This is a genomic window from Bradyrhizobium sp. KB893862 SZCCT0404, assembly GCF_018130885.1.
GTDB lineage: Bacteria > Pseudomonadota > Alphaproteobacteria > Rhizobiales > Xanthobacteraceae > Bradyrhizobium > Bradyrhizobium stylosanthis.
In genome coordinates this window covers 317995-333146 of the sequence record NZ_JAFCLT010000001.1, presented here as the reverse complement: position 1 = coordinate 333146, position 15152 = coordinate 317995, and the positions used below count along the sequence as shown (strand labels likewise).

The following is a 15152-nucleotide window of genomic DNA, read 5'->3' as shown; positions in this document are numbered from 1 at the left end:
GCCAAGCGCAAACCGCTCGGCGTAACCCGTCTCTTTTGCGATCTGTGGAAATAGACAGTGGTGGGTTACGGCTTCGCCTAACCCACCCTACGGCATCTCGTTACGCCGCGATCAGATCGTCGTACACGGGATCGATCGCATCATCGGCGACGATCTCGTCGCAGAACAACCTCGCCTCTTCCCGCGCGGATTCGGTCGCGAAGCGGCGCAGCAGGACCATCAGCGGCTCGGTGGCGCCGCGGTCGGTCTCGCAATGGGTCAGCACGCGCTCGACCATGCGGCGGCGCAGCCGCGCCGCGCCGTCGTCGCTGTCGACGAAGCCCTGCTCGTGGCAGGCATCGAGCGCCACCTGGAACGCCGCGAACGTCGCCTCGGGCAGGCCCGCGCGGCGCAGCAGCGCATGCAGGCTGTTGCCGCCGCGATCGTGCAGCAGCGCGGTGACGCGCGCCAGCGGCATGTCGGCAAGCTCGGCCAGCGCCGCATCGAACAGGTCGAGATTGCTCGACAGCAGCGCGCGCAGGATGAGACCGGCGGTGAGCTGGCCGGTGACGCGCAGATGATGCACCAGGCCCTGCATGTCGTCGCCGCGCGAGCGCGCCGCGATGTTGATGGTGGAACGGTCGCGCGCCTCAATGGTCACGCGCTCGGCGCGGTCGGCGCTCAGCCAGTTCCGCGCCACGACGAATTGCGCGAGGGTCTCCGAGAGCTTCGCCACCAGCGCCGCGCGCGTTGCCGCCGGCAGATCGTCCAGCACCAGCATGGCCTCGCGGATCGCGGCGAGATGGCCGTGGCGTTCGACGATGCGATTCCACGAGAATGGCGCGAGCTCGGCGTGCGGATTTTCGATCAGCTCGAGCGCCGACGCCGCGCAGCCGACTTCGGCGATCGCGGCGCAGACCGAGACCGGAAGCGCGATGCGGCGGGCGACTGCGCACTGCACCTCGTCATTGCCGGTCGCGACGATGTCAACGAGATCGGCGTCGATCAGCAGCGGTGAATGTTCGAGCACGGGCAGCGCGACGGTCGGCTGGTCCGCCGACAGCGCCCGCACGATCGAGGCGGGTGCATCGAGGCTGCGCGCAAACGCTTCGGCCATCGCCTGCCGCACCAGCGGCGAGGGATCGTCGAGCAGCATCAGAAGCGCGCCCTCGGCGGCGATGCGGTCGTCGGTGGAAAGATCAGAGATCAGCCAGGCCCGGGCCAACGCCCGCGTCGCCTCGGCCCGCTCGCCGGCGGGCGCCGTCCTGATCCAATTGATGAACTGCCGAACAATCATGCTGCTTCCGGCTTACACAACAAACGAAAATGGTGACGGCTCGTCACCTGCAACACAAAATAAACCACGACGCTTAACAAAGCGTTCACCATAACTGGCTGGTTTTATTGACGTTTTGTTAAGGGAACAAAGAGGGCCGGCTCTCGTGCCCCGGCCGCAGCGCAGCACGCAAGTGATGCGCTGCTGAGCCGGGGCCCATAGTTTAGCAAGCGGCGCCTGTTGCGTGGGTCCCGGCTCTGCGCAGCAGCGTTACACGCTGCAGCGCGTCCGGGACACGAGCGAGAATGTTTGGCCGAGAATTAGCTGCTGAACGTGCCGCTGCGATCGCTGAAGAGATCGAGCGGTTGCGGCGGCCGCACGTCCGGCGTCGCGGATGCGACCGAAGTGAGCGAGGCGTTGTTGCCCCACAATTTCTGCACCGTGGTCGAGACCGGCTGGGTGGTGTCGCCGGGCTGATAGATCGAACGGAATGCGGGCGCGATCGGCGTATTGTCTGCAACTGTCGTTGACGATGTCGCACTCACCGGCGTCACTGCATTCGTATTGGGAAAGGTCTGGAGATAAGCGGCGTTGTTGATCATTGGCGCGGTAGGCTGCACGCCGTTTGCGCTGGCGACCTCCGTGGTCGAGGGCGTGCCGCCATACATCGCCATCGCGCTGCGGGTCACTTTCGAATTCGCCGCGCTGGCATAGCGCGCATCGAGCACCGAATAGACTTCGGAGACGCTGCGGGCGCGACCGTCCCTGGCATAGAAGATCGAGCGGTTGGCGGATGCCGCATTGGGAAACAGCCGCGCGCCGACGGCTTGCGGATTGTCCTCGGCATTGGCGATCAGTTTTGCGGCTCCGCCGACGCCCATGAAATGCGCCATGTAGAGCTCGCTGTCAGACGGCCGGCGGCCCAGCAGGCCGGTGAGCTTGAAGCTGTTCGACTGCGTCAGCGCCGCCGCCATGCCGGATGCGGCCTCGGGATCGTCGCGCAGCTTCATGATCGACCGCTTCATGAAGGGGTCGTCGACGGTGTAGGTGCCGGACGAGGTCCTGGTGATGGCGTCGGCATAGTTGCCGTAGCCGAGTTGGCTCCCCGCCTCTTTCACGGTGCCGAGCCAGGTCTGGTCGATGAACTGATAGAGCCCGTGCGCGGACGATGTGGTGGCGCCCGCGGTCGGATCGAAGTCCGATTCCATCTTGGCGGTGGTCAGCATGTACTGGAAGCTGACGCCGGAGATGTTCGAGGCCTGCTTGATCGCACCGGCGACGCGCGCCCGCGTCGGATCGAGAACCGCCGTCTGCGAGGCACTGGAATTGTCGACCGACATGATGGAGTGCCCGCCCCGTGCGGCGTTGAGCGGCACCGGCAATTCGGCGCCCTGTCGTCTCACCGTGGGACAGGTATGGTTAATGCGGAGTTAATTCGGGCTTCCCGGTCGTTCCGGGGCGCGCGTAGCGCGAGCTACGGTGCGCAGTTGCGCACACTGAGAATCTCGAGATTCCGGGTCGGCTCTTCGAGCTGTCCGGAATGACTCACGTCATTTCTTGTAGACCGCGTCCGGATCGAACAGCCGCTCGGCATCGACGAAGACGAGCGTGGCTCCGCCGCCCTCGGCCTCGACCTTGCGATAGAAACACGAGCGGCGGCCGGTGTGGCAGGCCGCACCGATCTGCTCGACCCGAAGCCAGACCGCATCCTGGTCGCAATCGGTGCGCATCTCGACCACGCGCTGGGTCTGACCTGAGGTCTCACCTTTTCGCCACAAGGCATTGCGCGAGCGGCTGAAGTACCAGGCCTCGCCGGTCGCGATGGTCTTGCGCAGCGCCTCGTCGTTCATGTGCGCGACCATGAGGACGTCGCCGGTCGCAACGTCGGTCGCAACGACCGTCACGAGGCCGCTCGCGTCGAACCTGGGGAGGAAGGCAAGGCCTTCCTCGATCTCGTGGGAGTGAGCGGACACGGGCGCCCTCGCTTAATACAGTCGCGAGGTCAGCGCTGCAGGCCTCGCACCATGGACAGGAAACGGGCCTGCTCCGCCGGATTGTCGCGGAACATGCCGGTGTAGCGGCTGGTGAAGGTGGAGGCGCCATGCTTGGCGACGCCGCGCACCGACATGCAGGTATGCTCGGCCTCGATCAGCACGGCAACGCCGCGGGGTTTGAGGATCTCGTCGATCGCCGCGGCGATCTGCGCCGTCAAATGCTCCTGGGTCTGGAGCCTCCGGGCGAAGATGTCGGTCAGGCGGGCCAGCTTCGACAGGCCGACGACGCGTTCCACCGGCGTGTAGGCGATGTGCGCCTTGCCGTAGAACGGCATCATGTGATGCTCGCACTGCGAGGTGAACTCGATGTCGCGCACCAGCACGAAGTCGTCATAGCCGGCGGTTTCGCCGAAGGTGCGGTCGAGCACTTCGGCCGGGCACTGGTGGTAGCCCTGATAGAGCTCGTCGAAGGCCTCGACCACGCGGCGCGGCGTGTCGAGCAGGCCCTCGCGGTTGGTGTTCTCGCCGATATAGGCGAGCAGCGTCTTCACCGCCGCTTCCGCTTCGGCACGTGCCGGGCGCGGCTGGTCGGCGCGGACGGCGGCCGCGAGGAATTCGGCGGGATCGAGCTCGGCCGGGCGGGCCTCGGGCTGCTTGGTCGGGCGGATCGGCTTGATGGTCGCGTCCATGTCTACTCCGTTCGACGGCCTGAAAGGCCGGAGTGTCACCGGCAGACGGGGCGGCAAGCCGCCGGACGCCTGAAGAGAAACAGTTTTGACGAAAAAGGCCCTTGGGTCATCACGTCGGCAGCGCAGATCTGAACCGCTGCCGCCGCGCCGCTGGACTGTTTTTCCGCCAGTTCCGACCCTATATAAGACCGTGAACGGCGCCCGCCAAGGCCGATCCGGCCGGGAAGTCCTGGACTCCATCACATGCTGAACGACATTTATAACAAGCGGATCATCGAGCTGGCCGGGAATATTCCGCGCCTCGGACGGTTGCCCGCCCCCGATGCCACCGCGACGGCCCATTCCAAACTGTGCGGCTCGACCGTGAAGGTCGACCTCAAGATGGATGGCGATACGGTCACCGACTTCGCGCACGACGTGAAGGCCTGCGCGCTCGGACAAGCCTCTTCATCCATCATGGCAAGTCACGTGGTCGGCTCGACTGCGAGCGAACTCCGTGAGTTACGCGAAACCGTTCGCAAGATGCTCAAGGAGAACGGCGCCCCTCCTCAAGGGAAGTGGGAGGAGATGAAGTTCCTCGAGCCGGTCCGCGAATACAAGGCGCGCCACGCCTCGACGCTGCTGACTTTTGATGCGGTGGTCGATGCGATCGGCCAGATCGAGGCCAAGGCCAAGCAGCCGGCCGCGGCGCAGGGCTGATCCCTCAATGTCACGCCGGGGCGATGCGTAGCATCGAACCCGAAAGCCGGGGATTGCCGGCCGAGATACCGGGTTCGCGCTACGCGCGCCCCCGGAATGACTGCCTGGATCTAAGAGCTTACTTCTGCACCGCCGCAGCCGGCGCCACCACACCACCGGTCGGCACCAGGGCTTCCGCCGTCTGGGTCGACTTGGCCGGCTGCTCCGGTCCCGCACCGAACCGCGCCTGCGTCTTCGGTGCGAGCTCCGCCACCGCCGGCGCCGTGACATCCACATGCGGCAGCACGTCGGCGACCAGGTCGGTCGTCACCAGATTGGTGAGCTTCAGCTCGCCGGAATCGAGCTCATGCAGATCTTCCCAGGGCGGAACGCTGAGCGCGAGCGACAGCAAGTCCCCGGCGCCGCCCATGTCGAAGGTGTATTTGGCGAGACGGCCGATGTCGCGTTCCACGATCATCAGGTCCTGCGCGCTGTAGCTCGCCGCCTTGGCATCGTCGGCGCGGTCGCCCATCCAGATCTGGTGCACGCGGACATGGGCCGCATCCGGCACGTAGCGCTTCTTGCCGGCCAGCAGCAGGAACACGCACATGGATTCGCAATAGGCTTCGGGCACGACCGCCGGACGGGCCGACTGCCCGCCGCGGTTCGGCAGGCTGATCCCAACCGTGGTCAAAAGCCCGAGATTGCGGAAGCGCCGGCCGAGCGAGATCGCGTCGTTGACCGATCCGCCGCTGGAATCCAGCACCACAGTGGCGCCGCCGAGCTGGCGTCCGCGCGCAAACTCCTCGAAATCCCTGGGGGTGTCAGCGGTGATGATGCCGACCGCGCTGATCCAGCCGCGGCAGTTGGGCTCGCAGGCAACCCAGCCGAATTTCATCGGCAGCTTGCGCTCTTCGAGGGCGGCCCCCGCCCGGGCCGACGATCCGAACGTCGCGATGGCCCCCGCCATCACGATCCCACATACGGCGGTTCCCACAAGCAACCAGCCGCGACGATTGAGCGACTTCAGTAGTTTCAAACTGGTCCCTTCCCCAAGCCCCCAAGGCGATTCAGGCAAGCCCCGTTCGGCGTTCAATGAGTCTACACGTGAACGTCACAAAAATGGTATCCGTGGGAATACAGCCCGTCCATAGATACTTGCTGCACTGCTCCCAAAAAGCACGGTAATTATGGCGTCAAAACAACAGCTTGCAGTTCCCTGCATTGGAACCGCGCAAGTCCTCGCTCAACCTCGCAGCAACGCGCACATGAAGCAATCAACCTGCGAGCACTGCACCGCTCCGATCGAGGGCGTCCTTCGCCTTCCGCGAAGAGTCGGCCGGGCGCTGATCTGGCTCTACCGCCATACGCTCTCGCCTCTGGTCGGCTACAATTGCCGGCACCTGCCGACCTGCTCCGTCTATGGCGACGAGGCAATCGAGCGCTTCGGACTCTGGGCCGGCGGCTGGATGACGCTCGCGCGCCTGCTTCGCTGCAATCCGTTCGGCACGTCGGGCATCGACAATGTCCCACTCGCCGCGCCGCAAAACGCGCGCTGGTACCTGCCTTGGCGTTACGCGCGCTGGCGCGGCGTCAATCCGTCGTAGCCTCGCTGCGGTGCTTTGGGATCGCTATTCCCGGTGGAACCCAAAGCGTTCCCTCGCGTTGTTGTGATGCTCCCGCGGGAGGAACAACAATGCGCTGGAAAATCAGCCCCCTCTTTCACCTCAGGACCGGCCCCCACCCCGGTCACAGACCGCACGACCCCAGAACCCTGGACCTGCTCGCCATCATCGCCCTGCTCGCACTCGCGGTCGGTTCCGGCTGGTATCTTGCAACGAGCTTTGCAACGCCGCCCAGCACGACGGCCTTCGTCGTGCCAAGCCAGAGCGTGCACTGGTAGTCAGCGAAACCAGAAGAAACGTCCGGACGACGGCGGGACAGACTCGGGCGGACGCGGCCGCTTCGGGCGCGGCTTCGGCGCCGGTTCGGTGGACGAAACCGTCTCCGGAGCGGGTGCGGTCTCGCTGCCCGGCACCCTCACCGACAGCAGCAGGTTCGACTCGTGCATGCGCCAGCGGTAGCCGACGCCGAAATCGATCGGCTGGGCACGCGTGAACAGTTCGGCGTAGCGCTCCTGGTAGCGTCCGGGGAATTCGCTGATCGGTCCGAGATAGCGGCCGAACGGGAAGAACCGCCATTGCTTCGCGCTGTAGTTCGCGAGCGGAATTCCTGAATCGTCCTGGATGATGGTCGCGCTGTTGGCGAGCAGCCAGTCGCGGACGACCGTGAAGTTACCGGAGTGCAGCAGGTAGGACGCGCTCTTGAGCAGGCTGTTGCCGGGACCGAGCGTCTCGCAGAACTTCAGGAAGCCGGTCGCACGTGCCCCCTGATTGGAAAGGTCGGTCGAGAAATAATACAGCGTGCGCACCTCGCCGTCGCTGCCGGCGAAGGTGATGCGGACACCGCGCGTCGCATTCGGCCCCGGATTGTCATTCCCCACATGGATCCCGCCCTTGTTGTCGAGCGCGACCATCTCGACATTGCGGATGGTCTTGCCGGAACGGGCGAGGAAGACATAGAGGATCGGCAAGGTGCCGTTGACCTGGTTGGTGTGCAGGTCGACCTTCATCTGCTTGGTGATGAAGAAGGAGAAGCTCAGGATCGAGCCGAGCGAGCGTTCGACATTGTACAGCGCCGCGCCGACCGAACCGCGCGGCAGCTTTGTCAGGTCGGGCACGGCACCGACCGGCTCCAGCGCGCCGAGCACGTAGGTGCTCGCCTTGGAATAAAAGGCGTTGGCGTAGAGGAAGTCCGGACCGCTGAACATGTAGAACATGGTTGGCCGCGGCGCCGCCAGGTTGACGTCGGCCCAGCTCCGAATTTTCGCGATCTGCCGCTGCTCGAGCTGGGCGAAGGCGTTGTCGAAGAATTTGGCGTGATGCTGCCAGTTGGGATCTCTGGTCAGCGGCACCAGCGGCGAGTCTGCCGAGGGCTGCATGCCCGCGAGGAAGCGCGCGGTGTCGTCGAAGGTGACGTCGGCGGCACGCGCGGGCGAGACGGCCGCAGCCAGCAGGGCAAGGGCGACGGCCGCAATTCTCAAGGGTCGGACCATGTCTATTCGCGATGTGATGAATTGCCAGCGGCGACCGGCCGCCCGCGGAAAACAGCATAAATCAACAGGCCCGCGAGCATGACAAGCATCCCCGACAGCGACTGCACCGGCCGCTCGGTCAACAGGTAGTACATCATGAACGCGGTCACGAGCAGGAAAACGAGCGGCGTGAACGGGTATCCCCAGGCGCGATAGGGCCTCGGCAGGTCCGGATCGGTGATACGCAGCTTGATGACGCCGGCAACCGTGAAGAACGAGCAGAACAGCAGCGCGAACTGGATGAAGTCGAGCACCGCCTCGAAGCTGCGCGTGAACAGCAACAGGGTCGCGACCGCGAGCTGGAACAGGATGGCATAGGCCGGTGCACCGCTCACCGATCGCTTCGAGAAGACACGCAGCGCCGGGATGTCCTCCCCCATCGTCATCATCACGCGCGGGCCGATCCACATCATCGCGGAGATCGAGGAGACCAGGCCGACGCAGATCATCGCGCCGACGATCCGCCCCCCGAGACTGCCGAAGATCGCGGTGCCGGCGACGCTGGCGACGTCGAGCTGTCCGGCGAGCGCACTGACCGGCGTGGAATAGAGAAACACCGCGTTCAGCGCGACGTACAGCACGAGCACGATCAGCGTGCCCGCGAGCAGCGCGCGCGGCAGGCTCTGCTGCGGCGTCTTCATCTCGCCGATGATGTAGGTCGCGGCATTCCAGCCCGAGAACGAATACATCACGAAGACGAGCCCGATCGCGAAGGGCGCGCTGACGATGTGCGCGAGATCGCCCGGCTGCGGCGTGAAGGCGATCGGCTGCGGCACGCCGATGATGAAGCCGGCGACCAGGAAGGCCACGATCAGCACGACCTTCAGGATGGTGGAGATCAGCTGGAAGGTCGCGGAGTGCCTGACGCCGGTCAACTGCACGAGCGAGACCAGCCACACCACGCCGATGGCGAGCGGGATCGGCGGCAGATCGGGCACGACCGACTTGGCATATTCGCCGAAGGCCATCGCGGCGAGCGCGACGGGCGCTGCAAAGCCCACCGTCGCCGAGACCCAGCCGGCGAGAAAGCCGAAGGCGGGATGATAGGCGCGGCCGAGGAAATTGTACTCGCCGCTCGAGCGCGGAAACATCGCCCCGAGCTCGCTGTAGGAGAACACGCCGCACAGCGCGACGATGCCGCCGACGGTCCACAGCAGGAGGATCGAGAAGCCGGAGGGGATGTCCTTGACCTGGAATCCGAGGCTGGTGAAGACGCCGACCCCGATCATGTCGGCAACGACGATGGCGGTTGCGACCAGAGCGGAGACGCCGGGCCCGCTTCCGGTCAGCCGGCCAGTCCAGGGCGCGCTACCCGCATCTGATGCCGTCATCGCGGTCCTAACCTCAGGCGTCACGCCTCGTGGGGAGCATCGTGCAGTTTGGTCCAGTCAATTCAAGCAGGGTTAACAAGGGTTAAATGAGGCAGCTGAAATCGGTATTGGAGCACCCTTTATGGTTGGTGCTGGGCAATAAACCAGCCCGGACACCGGAGAATCCCGCTCCCCGCCCCCACAATCACGACACGATTGCATGGTCCCTTTGAGCGTTCCGGATGTGGGGAAGTTTCTCCGGACACTTAACGTCGCCTAAACGCCAGTCGGCTCAATTGTCTAGAGATTGCCGATGGACGTGACTTTGGGGTCATGGGTGGATGGTCGGGGCCGTTCCGAACATGAGAGCTGACATTCGTGCCGATCGGACGCCGTCCGGTCGGCGCGCTCGTGCGCTCCGGGCCGGCCTGATCTCAGCCTTGGTGCCGCTGTCGCTGACGCTGGTTCAATGCGGCAGGGCGCCCAATCCGGCGGCGCTCGCGGCGAACTCGCAGGCCAATGTCCAGGTCGTCGCCAAGACCAATCCCCAGCAGGTTGCGAGCGCAGACACGTTCGAGGACCGCTTCCCCGCCCCGCAATTCACGGAGCGTTTCCCCTCCGCAAGCGAGAGCTTCCTGCAACGGCAGATGTCGGACTTCTCGCCGAAGCGCGCCGTGCAGGCGCCGCAGCCGGAGCAATCGCCCTACAAGGTGGCCTCGCTCGCGCCGCAGGTCCCCTACCAGCGTCCGGAGCGCGAAGACCTGACGACGCTCGTCAGCATGAAATCGTCGGCCTTCCCGTATTTCGGCAACAACCCCGCCTCCGACGCGCCTTTCCTCAACATCGCCAAGGGCGACCGCCGCGGCCACCGCAGCTATTCGGGGCGCGTCTACTGGCAGGACGAGACCTACAGCGACAGCCGCGTGCTGGTGCACGTGCCCGAGCATTTCGACGTGCGCAAGCCGGGCGTGATCGTGGTGTTCTTCCACGGCAACGGCGCGACGCTCGAGCGCGACGTGCGCGACCGGCAGCTGGTGCCGAGACAGATCACCGATTCCGGCGCCAACGCGATCCTGCTCGCGCCGCAGATGGCGGTCGATGCCGCCGATTCCAGCGCCGGAAAGTTCTGGCAGGCCGGCGGCTTCAAGCGCTTCATGGAGGAATCGGCGAACCATCTCGCCCGCCTCACCGGCGATCCCAACAGCGCGCGGGCCTTCGCCAACATGCCGATCGTCATCGTCGGCTATAGCGGCGGCTTCCTGCCCACCGCCTGGAGCCTCGAGGTCGGCGGCATCAGCGACCGCGTCCGCGGCGTGGTGTTGCTCGACGCCGTCTACGGCGAGATGGACAAGTTCGCCTCCTGGATCGAGAGCCACCGCTCCGGCTTCTTCGTCAGCTCCTACACCCGCTACACCGCACGGCGCGACCGCGAGCTGATGAGCATGCTCAGGCAGAAGGGCATCAGCGTCTCCGAGGACATGGACGGCCCCTTGCGTCCCGGCAGCGTGGTGTTCGTGGAGACCGGCGACGGCATCACCCATCGTGACTATGTGACGCGCGCCTGGACGCGGGATCCGCTGAAGGACGTGCTGGTGAAGATGTCGGCGACCCCCTCGCTCGCGCTCACGCGCGTCGCCTCCACCAATCCGGCCGCATCGAGCCGCTGATCGAAATTGCGCGGGCCGGGATTTGGCCGCGCTGCCTGCAATTGTCTCAGGCGCTGATCAAAATGTGATGTTGATGGCCGACGGCCCCCGGGTGTGACCGGATTGTTTCCGCTGGCGAGCGCCATAATTTGCCGGCCAGTTTGCACATCGAATTCTGCGGGGTCGGGTCGTTGCGTCAGGGATTGTACAAGGTCGACTTCCACACGGTTCACGGGACCGGGTGCGGCGTCGTCTATGTGGTGGACGGCAAGATGCGCGGCGGCAATTCCGCCTTCGCCTTCATCGGCACCTATACGGGCGAAGGCGCCAGCATCAAGGTCAAGATCTCGACCCAGCGCTACAATGACGATCCGTCCTTCAAGGCGCTGTTCGGCATCGACCGCATCACCCTGACGCTTGCCGGCCGGGAAGACGGCGACACCGCGGAATTCGAAGGCACTGCGCTGCAAGTGCCCGGCGTTGCCTTCAGGGCGGTGCTGAGCCGGATCAGCGACTAGCCGTCCGGCTCCAACCTTCTCAGGTCTTGGGCAGCTTCGGAATGCTCTCGGCGAAGCCGTTGAAGCAGGCCAGCCGCTCGTCCTCTTCCTTGAGGAAACGGCAATCGGCGTAGCCCTTGGCTTTTGCCGGCTTCGGCTTCGGCGTCGGCGGAATGATCGCGTCGTAGCAGTTGAGCCGGTCCTTGGTGCCGTCATCGAGTTCGAGACAGGCCTGGAGCCGCGCAGCGACCGATTGCGGCTTGCCCTTCGGCGCCGGCGTTGCAGCCGCGGCTGCTGCCTTGGTCCCCTTCGGCTTGACCTGCACCAGCGGCTTGTCCCCCACCATCGGTGGCTTGTCGGCTTGCGCGAACGCGGAGGCTGAATAGAGCACCGCGGCAACCGCCAGAATCATCCTCATTTCAGTCATCTCTCTTTGGTCCCCATGCCTCGCCTTCTAGCCCTCCCGCGCGCTGTTTGCCAAGCACCTTGCGCACAGGAAAACGGGGGATTCAGGCCGTGACGGCAGCAGCCCGCCGGGGCCGGCTCAGGACCACCAGGACCAGCGCCAGCACGACGAAACCGGCCGCGACGAAGCCGAGCGGATGCAGCAGCTCGCGAGCAAACAACAATCCGCCGATGGCTGAGCCGACGGCCTGACCGATGTAGAGGACGGAGGTGTTGAGCGCGACGGTCGCCGGTGCCAGCTTCGGTGCGGCCGTGACCAGGCGCACCTGCTGCATCGAATTGGTCGAGGCAAAGCCGAGCCCCCAGATCGCGACCGCGATCGCCATCAGCACCAGCGTGCCGGCGCCGAGCGCCCAGCCCGTGATGCCCGCAAGCAGCAGGCAGGTGAACAGCAGCGAGGTACGGTAAGGTCCCCACCCGTCGACGATGCGCGTGGCGACCACGACGCCGAGGAAGCCGCAGACGCCGTAAATGGCGAACACCAGGCCGACGGCGTCCGGTCCTGCCCCGGTCAGCTTCTTCAGCAGCGGGCCCATGAAGGTGAACACCACGAACTGCCCGGACATTTGCAGCATCGTGATCGCCAGCAGCAGCAGGATGGCCCGGTTGCGGCCGACCGCGCTCCAGGTCTTCAAATCCACCGGCGTGCCCTTCAGCCCCGCCGGCAAGCGCAGCAGCAACAACAGGAAGCTGATGCAGCCGAGCGCACCGATCCCGCCATAGGCCGCGCGCCAGCCGTAGCGGCTGGCGATGAAGGTGATCAGCGGCAGGCCGACGGCCGCAGCGAGCGACCAGCCGAGAAAGATATAGGCGATCGTGTGCCGCGCCGCTCCACCGGCACGATCAGCGCCGCGGTGCCGGCGGCCTGCGGCGTGTAGAGCGCGCCGACCGCGAGCATGACCAGGCGGATGACGAGCAGGCTCGTATAGTCGGGCGCGAACGCTGAGGCGAAATTGCCGAGCGCGAGCACCGCCAGCGTGACGGTGAGCAGGATCCGCCGCTCGATCCGGCTGGTCAGCCACGCCGTCAGCGGCGAGCCGATGCACAGCGTCACCGCGCCGAAGGTGATCAGGAGGCCGGCCGCATGGATGCTGATCCCGAGCCCCGACGACAATTCCGGCAGCATGCCGGCCGGCGCCAGCACCGAGCAGCCCGTGACGAGATTGCCAAGCATCAGGGCGGTCGGCGCGAAACGGCCGGCGGCAGGGGCATTTTCCATGCAAACGCATGTAGCGGCGGCCTATGACGAGTTAAAGGGCGGAGCGCCAAATAGTTGGGGCTGCGCCGCGGGTTTTACGCGCCACTTTCTTGGAAATGCCGGATTGCGCAGGCCGAATCGCCTGATATATCGCTCGTTCCCGCTTACCTGCGCTCGTTCGCAGGAGTGAGCCTCAGGAGAAAAGCAATGACCGACCAGCCCAAATCCGAGTCCGGTTTCCAGTACAGCCTGTCGAACCTCAAGCCCGTGACCCCCGCCGCAAAAGTTACCCTCACCTTCCCCGATGGCGCCCAGCGCCAGTATGACAAGAGCATCACCGGCCTCGACATCGCCAAGGGCATCTCGCCCTCGCTGGCCAAGCGCACGGTTGCGATGGCGCTCGACGGCGTGCTCGCCGACCTCAACGATCCCATCGAGGCCGACGCCAAGATCGAGCTCGTCAACCGCGACGATCCGCGCGCGCTCGAATTGATCCGCCATGACTGCGCGCACGTGCTGGCCGAAGCCGTGCAGACGCTGTGGCCGGGCACGCAGGTCACCATCGGCCCGGTGATCGAGAACGGCTTCTACTACGACTTCTTCCGCAACGAGCCGTTCACGCCGGAAGACTTCGCCGCGATCGAGAAAAAGATGCGCGAGATCATCGCGCGCGACAAGCCCTTCACCAAGGAGGTCTGGGATCGCGAGAAGACCAAGCAGGTGTTCCGCGACAAGGGCGAGGCCTTCAAGGTCGAGCTGGTCGATGCCATTCCCGGCACCGAGCCGATCAAGATCTACTACCAGGGCGACTGGTTCGACCTGTGCCGCGGTCCGCACATGACCTCGACCGGCAAGGTCGGCAACGCCTTCAAGCTGATGAAGGTGGCCGGCGCCTATTGGCGCGGCGACAGCAACAACCCGATGCTGACGCGCATCTACGGCACCGCCTTCGCCAAGCAGGAGGACCTCGACGCTTACCTCAAGCAGATCGAGGAAGCGGAGAAGCGCGACCATCGCAAGCTCGGGCGCGAGCTCGACCTCTTCCACTTCCAGGAGGAAGGTCCGGGCGTCGTGTTCTGGCATCCGAAGGGCTGGACGATCTTCCAGCAGCTGATCGCCTATATGCGCCGCCGCCTGACCGGCGACTACAGCGAGGTCAACGCGCCGCAGATCCTCGACAAGGTGCTGTGGGAGACCTCGGGCCATTGGGGCTGGTACCGCGAGAACATGTTCGCGGCGCAGTCGGCCGGCGACGAGGCCGAGGACAAGCGCTGGTTTGCGCTGAAGCCGATGAACTGCCCGGGTCACGTGCAGATCTTCAAGCATGGCCTGAAGAGCTACCGCGACCTGCCGCTGCGCCTCGCCGAGTTCGGCGTGGTGCATCGCTACGAGCCCTCGGGCGCCATGCACGGCCTGATGCGCGTGCGCGGCTTCACCCAGGACGACGCGCACATCTTCTGCACCGAGGACCAGCTCGCCGAGGAGTGCCTGAAGATCAACGATCTGATCCTGTCGACCTACGCGGATTTCGGCTTCACCGGCGACCTCACGGTGAAGCTGTCGACCCGCCCCGACAAGCGCGTCGGCACCGACGCGATGTGGGATCACGCCGAGCGGGTGATGGCGACGGTGCTGCGCGAGATCCAGTCGCAGAACAATCACATCAAGACCGAGATCAACCCGGGCGAAGGCGCGTTCTACGGGCCGAAGTTCGAATACGTGCTGCGCGACGCCATCGGCCGCGACTGGCAGTGCGGCACCACCCAGGTCGACTTCAACCTGCCGGAGCGGTTCGGTGCGTTCTACATCGACCATGACGGCGGCAAAAAGCCGCCCGTGATGGTGCACCGCGCGATCTGCGGCTCGATGGAGCGCTACATCGGCATCCTGATCGAGCACTATGCCGGCAACTTCCCGCTCTGGCTCTCGCCGGTGCAGGCGGTGGTCACGACCATCACCTCCGAAGGCGACGAGTACGCCAAGGTGGTGCTGGAGCAGGCGCGGCGCGCCGGGCTTCGGGTCGAGATCGACCTGCGCAACGAGAAGATCAACTACAAGGTCCGCGAGCACTCGCTGGCCAAGATTCCGGCGCTGCTCGTGGTCGGCAAAAAGGAGGCCGAGACGCATTCGGTCTCGGTCCGCCGGCTCGGCAGCGACGGCCAGAAGGTGATGACGACCGAGGAGGCGATCGCCGCCCTGGTCGACGAGGCGACCCCGCCGGACGTCCGGCGGGCTCGCGGCGCGGTCTGATCCCTGAAATCGATCT

At 65.4% G+C, this 15152-nt stretch carries 14 protein-coding genes and 1 pseudogene; 6 read left to right on the top strand and 9 right to left on the bottom strand.

Features of this window, described 5'->3' with window-relative positions; translation table 11 throughout:
* Positions 1–100: 100 nt before the first annotated feature.
* From JQ617_RS01715 to folE, 4 genes are all read right to left on the bottom strand, one after another.
* Positions 101–1276, bottom strand: a complete 1176-nt coding sequence (locus JQ617_RS01715; protein WP_212023904.1) for a DUF2336 domain-containing protein — start codon at positions 1274–1276, stop codon at positions 101–103.
* 299 nt (positions 1277–1575) lie between these two features.
* On the bottom strand, positions 1576–2595 hold the full coding sequence (locus tag JQ617_RS01710; RefSeq protein WP_246670147.1) for a lytic transglycosylase domain-containing protein: 1020 nt from the start codon (positions 2593–2595) through the stop codon (positions 1576–1578).
* A 210-nt stretch (positions 2596–2805) separates the two neighbouring features.
* Positions 2806–3228, bottom strand: coding sequence for a phosphoribosyl-AMP cyclohydrolase (gene hisI, locus JQ617_RS01705; RefSeq protein WP_212023902.1), 423 nt, complete (start codon positions 3226–3228; stop codon positions 2806–2808).
* Positions 3229–3257: 29 nt separating this feature from the next.
* A complete protein-coding gene (folE, locus tag JQ617_RS01700) occupies positions 3258–3938 on the bottom strand; it encodes a GTP cyclohydrolase I FolE (RefSeq protein WP_063682635.1) in 681 nt (226 codons plus the stop codon).
* Positions 3939–4181: 243 nt separating this feature from the next.
* On the opposite strand from folE, the gene JQ617_RS01695 reads away from it, so the two are divergent.
* Entirely contained in the window at positions 4182–4637 is a 456-nt protein-coding gene (locus JQ617_RS01695; protein ID WP_212023900.1) for an iron-sulfur cluster assembly scaffold protein, read from the top strand.
* A gap of 118 nt (positions 4638–4755) precedes the next feature.
* On the opposite strand, the gene JQ617_RS01690 is transcribed toward JQ617_RS01695, so the two are convergent.
* Positions 4756–5655, bottom strand: a complete 900-nt coding sequence (locus JQ617_RS01690; protein ID WP_212023898.1) for a COG3904 family protein — start codon at positions 5653–5655, stop codon at positions 4756–4758.
* A gap of 229 nt (positions 5656–5884) precedes the next feature.
* On the opposite strand from JQ617_RS01690, the gene yidD reads away from it, so the two are divergent.
* Entirely contained in the window at positions 5885–6223 is a 339-nt protein-coding gene (yidD, locus tag JQ617_RS01685) for a membrane protein insertion efficiency factor YidD (protein WP_212023896.1), read from the top strand.
* An 89-nt stretch (positions 6224–6312) separates the two neighbouring features.
* Positions 6313–6519 (top strand): hypothetical protein, encoded by a 207-nt coding sequence (locus JQ617_RS01680; RefSeq protein WP_212023894.1) that lies wholly within the window; start codon positions 6313–6315, stop codon positions 6517–6519.
* Here JQ617_RS01680 and JQ617_RS01675 read toward each other — a convergent pair whose 3' ends face one another.
* Positions 6520–7731, bottom strand: coding sequence for a hypothetical protein (locus JQ617_RS01675; protein ID WP_212023892.1), 1212 nt, complete (start codon positions 7729–7731; stop codon positions 6520–6522).
* Between the two features lie 2 nt (positions 7732–7733).
* Positions 7734–9101 (bottom strand): APC family permease, encoded by a 1368-nt coding sequence (locus tag JQ617_RS01670; RefSeq protein WP_212023890.1) that lies wholly within the window; start codon positions 9099–9101, stop codon positions 7734–7736.
* 320 nt (positions 9102–9421) lie between these two features.
* Between JQ617_RS01670 and JQ617_RS01665 the strand changes: the two genes are divergently transcribed.
* On the top strand, positions 9422–10747 hold the full coding sequence (locus JQ617_RS01665; RefSeq protein ID WP_212023888.1) for an alpha/beta hydrolase: 1326 nt from the start codon (positions 9422–9424) through the stop codon (positions 10745–10747).
* Positions 10748–10917: 170 nt separating this feature from the next.
* Positions 10918–11244 carry a GrlR family regulatory protein gene (locus JQ617_RS01660; protein ID WP_212023886.1) on the top strand — a complete coding sequence of 109 codons (327 nt, stop codon included), beginning with the start codon at positions 10918–10920 and terminating at the stop codon, positions 11242–11244.
* A gap of 19 nt (positions 11245–11263) precedes the next feature.
* Here JQ617_RS01660 and JQ617_RS01655 read toward each other — a convergent pair whose 3' ends face one another.
* A complete protein-coding gene (locus tag JQ617_RS01655; protein WP_212023884.1) occupies positions 11264–11641 on the bottom strand; it encodes a hypothetical protein in 378 nt (125 codons plus the stop codon).
* A 91-nt stretch (positions 11642–11732) separates the two neighbouring features.
* Positions 11733–12907: pseudogene (locus JQ617_RS01650) on the bottom strand (MFS transporter).
* A gap of 186 nt (positions 12908–13093) precedes the next feature.
* Between JQ617_RS01650 and thrS the strand changes: the two are divergent.
* The gene (thrS, locus tag JQ617_RS01645) at positions 13094–15136 is read left to right on the top strand and encodes a threonine--tRNA ligase (protein WP_212023882.1); all 2043 of its coding nucleotides are present in this window, start codon (positions 13094–13096) and stop codon (positions 15134–15136) included.
* Positions 15137–15152 lie beyond the last annotated feature (16 nt).

Excerpts from the sequence above, each read along its gene's own strand:
- folE (WP_063682635.1), bottom strand. The coding sequence starts at position 3,938 with ATGGACGCGACCATCAAGCCGATCCGCCCGACCAAGCAGCCCGAGGCC.
- JQ617_RS01695 (WP_212023900.1), top strand. The coding sequence starts at position 4,182 with ATGCTGAACGACATTTATAACAAGCGGATCATCGAGCTGGCCGGGAAT.
- JQ617_RS01680 (WP_212023894.1), top strand. The coding sequence starts at position 6,313 with ATGCGCTGGAAAATCAGCCCCCTCTTTCACCTCAGGACCGGCCCCCAC.
- JQ617_RS01670 (WP_212023890.1), bottom strand. The coding sequence starts at position 9,101 with ATGACGGCATCAGATGCGGGTAGCGCGCCCTGGACTGGCCGGCTGACC.
- yidD (WP_212023896.1), top strand. The coding sequence starts at position 5,885 with ATGAAGCAATCAACCTGCGAGCACTGCACCGCTCCGATCGAGGGCGTC.
- JQ617_RS01715 (WP_212023904.1), bottom strand. The coding sequence starts at position 1,276 with ATGATTGTTCGGCAGTTCATCAATTGGATCAGGACGGCGCCCGCCGGC.
- JQ617_RS01655 (WP_212023884.1), bottom strand. The coding sequence starts at position 11,641 with ATGAGGATGATTCTGGCGGTTGCCGCGGTGCTCTATTCAGCCTCCGCG.
- JQ617_RS01710 (WP_246670147.1), bottom strand. The coding sequence starts at position 2,595 with ATGTCGGTCGACAATTCCAGTGCCTCGCAGACGGCGGTTCTCGATCCG.
- JQ617_RS01675 (WP_212023892.1), bottom strand. The coding sequence starts at position 7,731 with ATGGTCCGACCCTTGAGAATTGCGGCCGTCGCCCTTGCCCTGCTGGCT.
- thrS (WP_212023882.1), top strand. The coding sequence starts at position 13,094 with ATGACCGACCAGCCCAAATCCGAGTCCGGTTTCCAGTACAGCCTGTCG.
- JQ617_RS01665 (WP_212023888.1), top strand. The coding sequence starts at position 9,422 with ATGGTCGGGGCCGTTCCGAACATGAGAGCTGACATTCGTGCCGATCGG.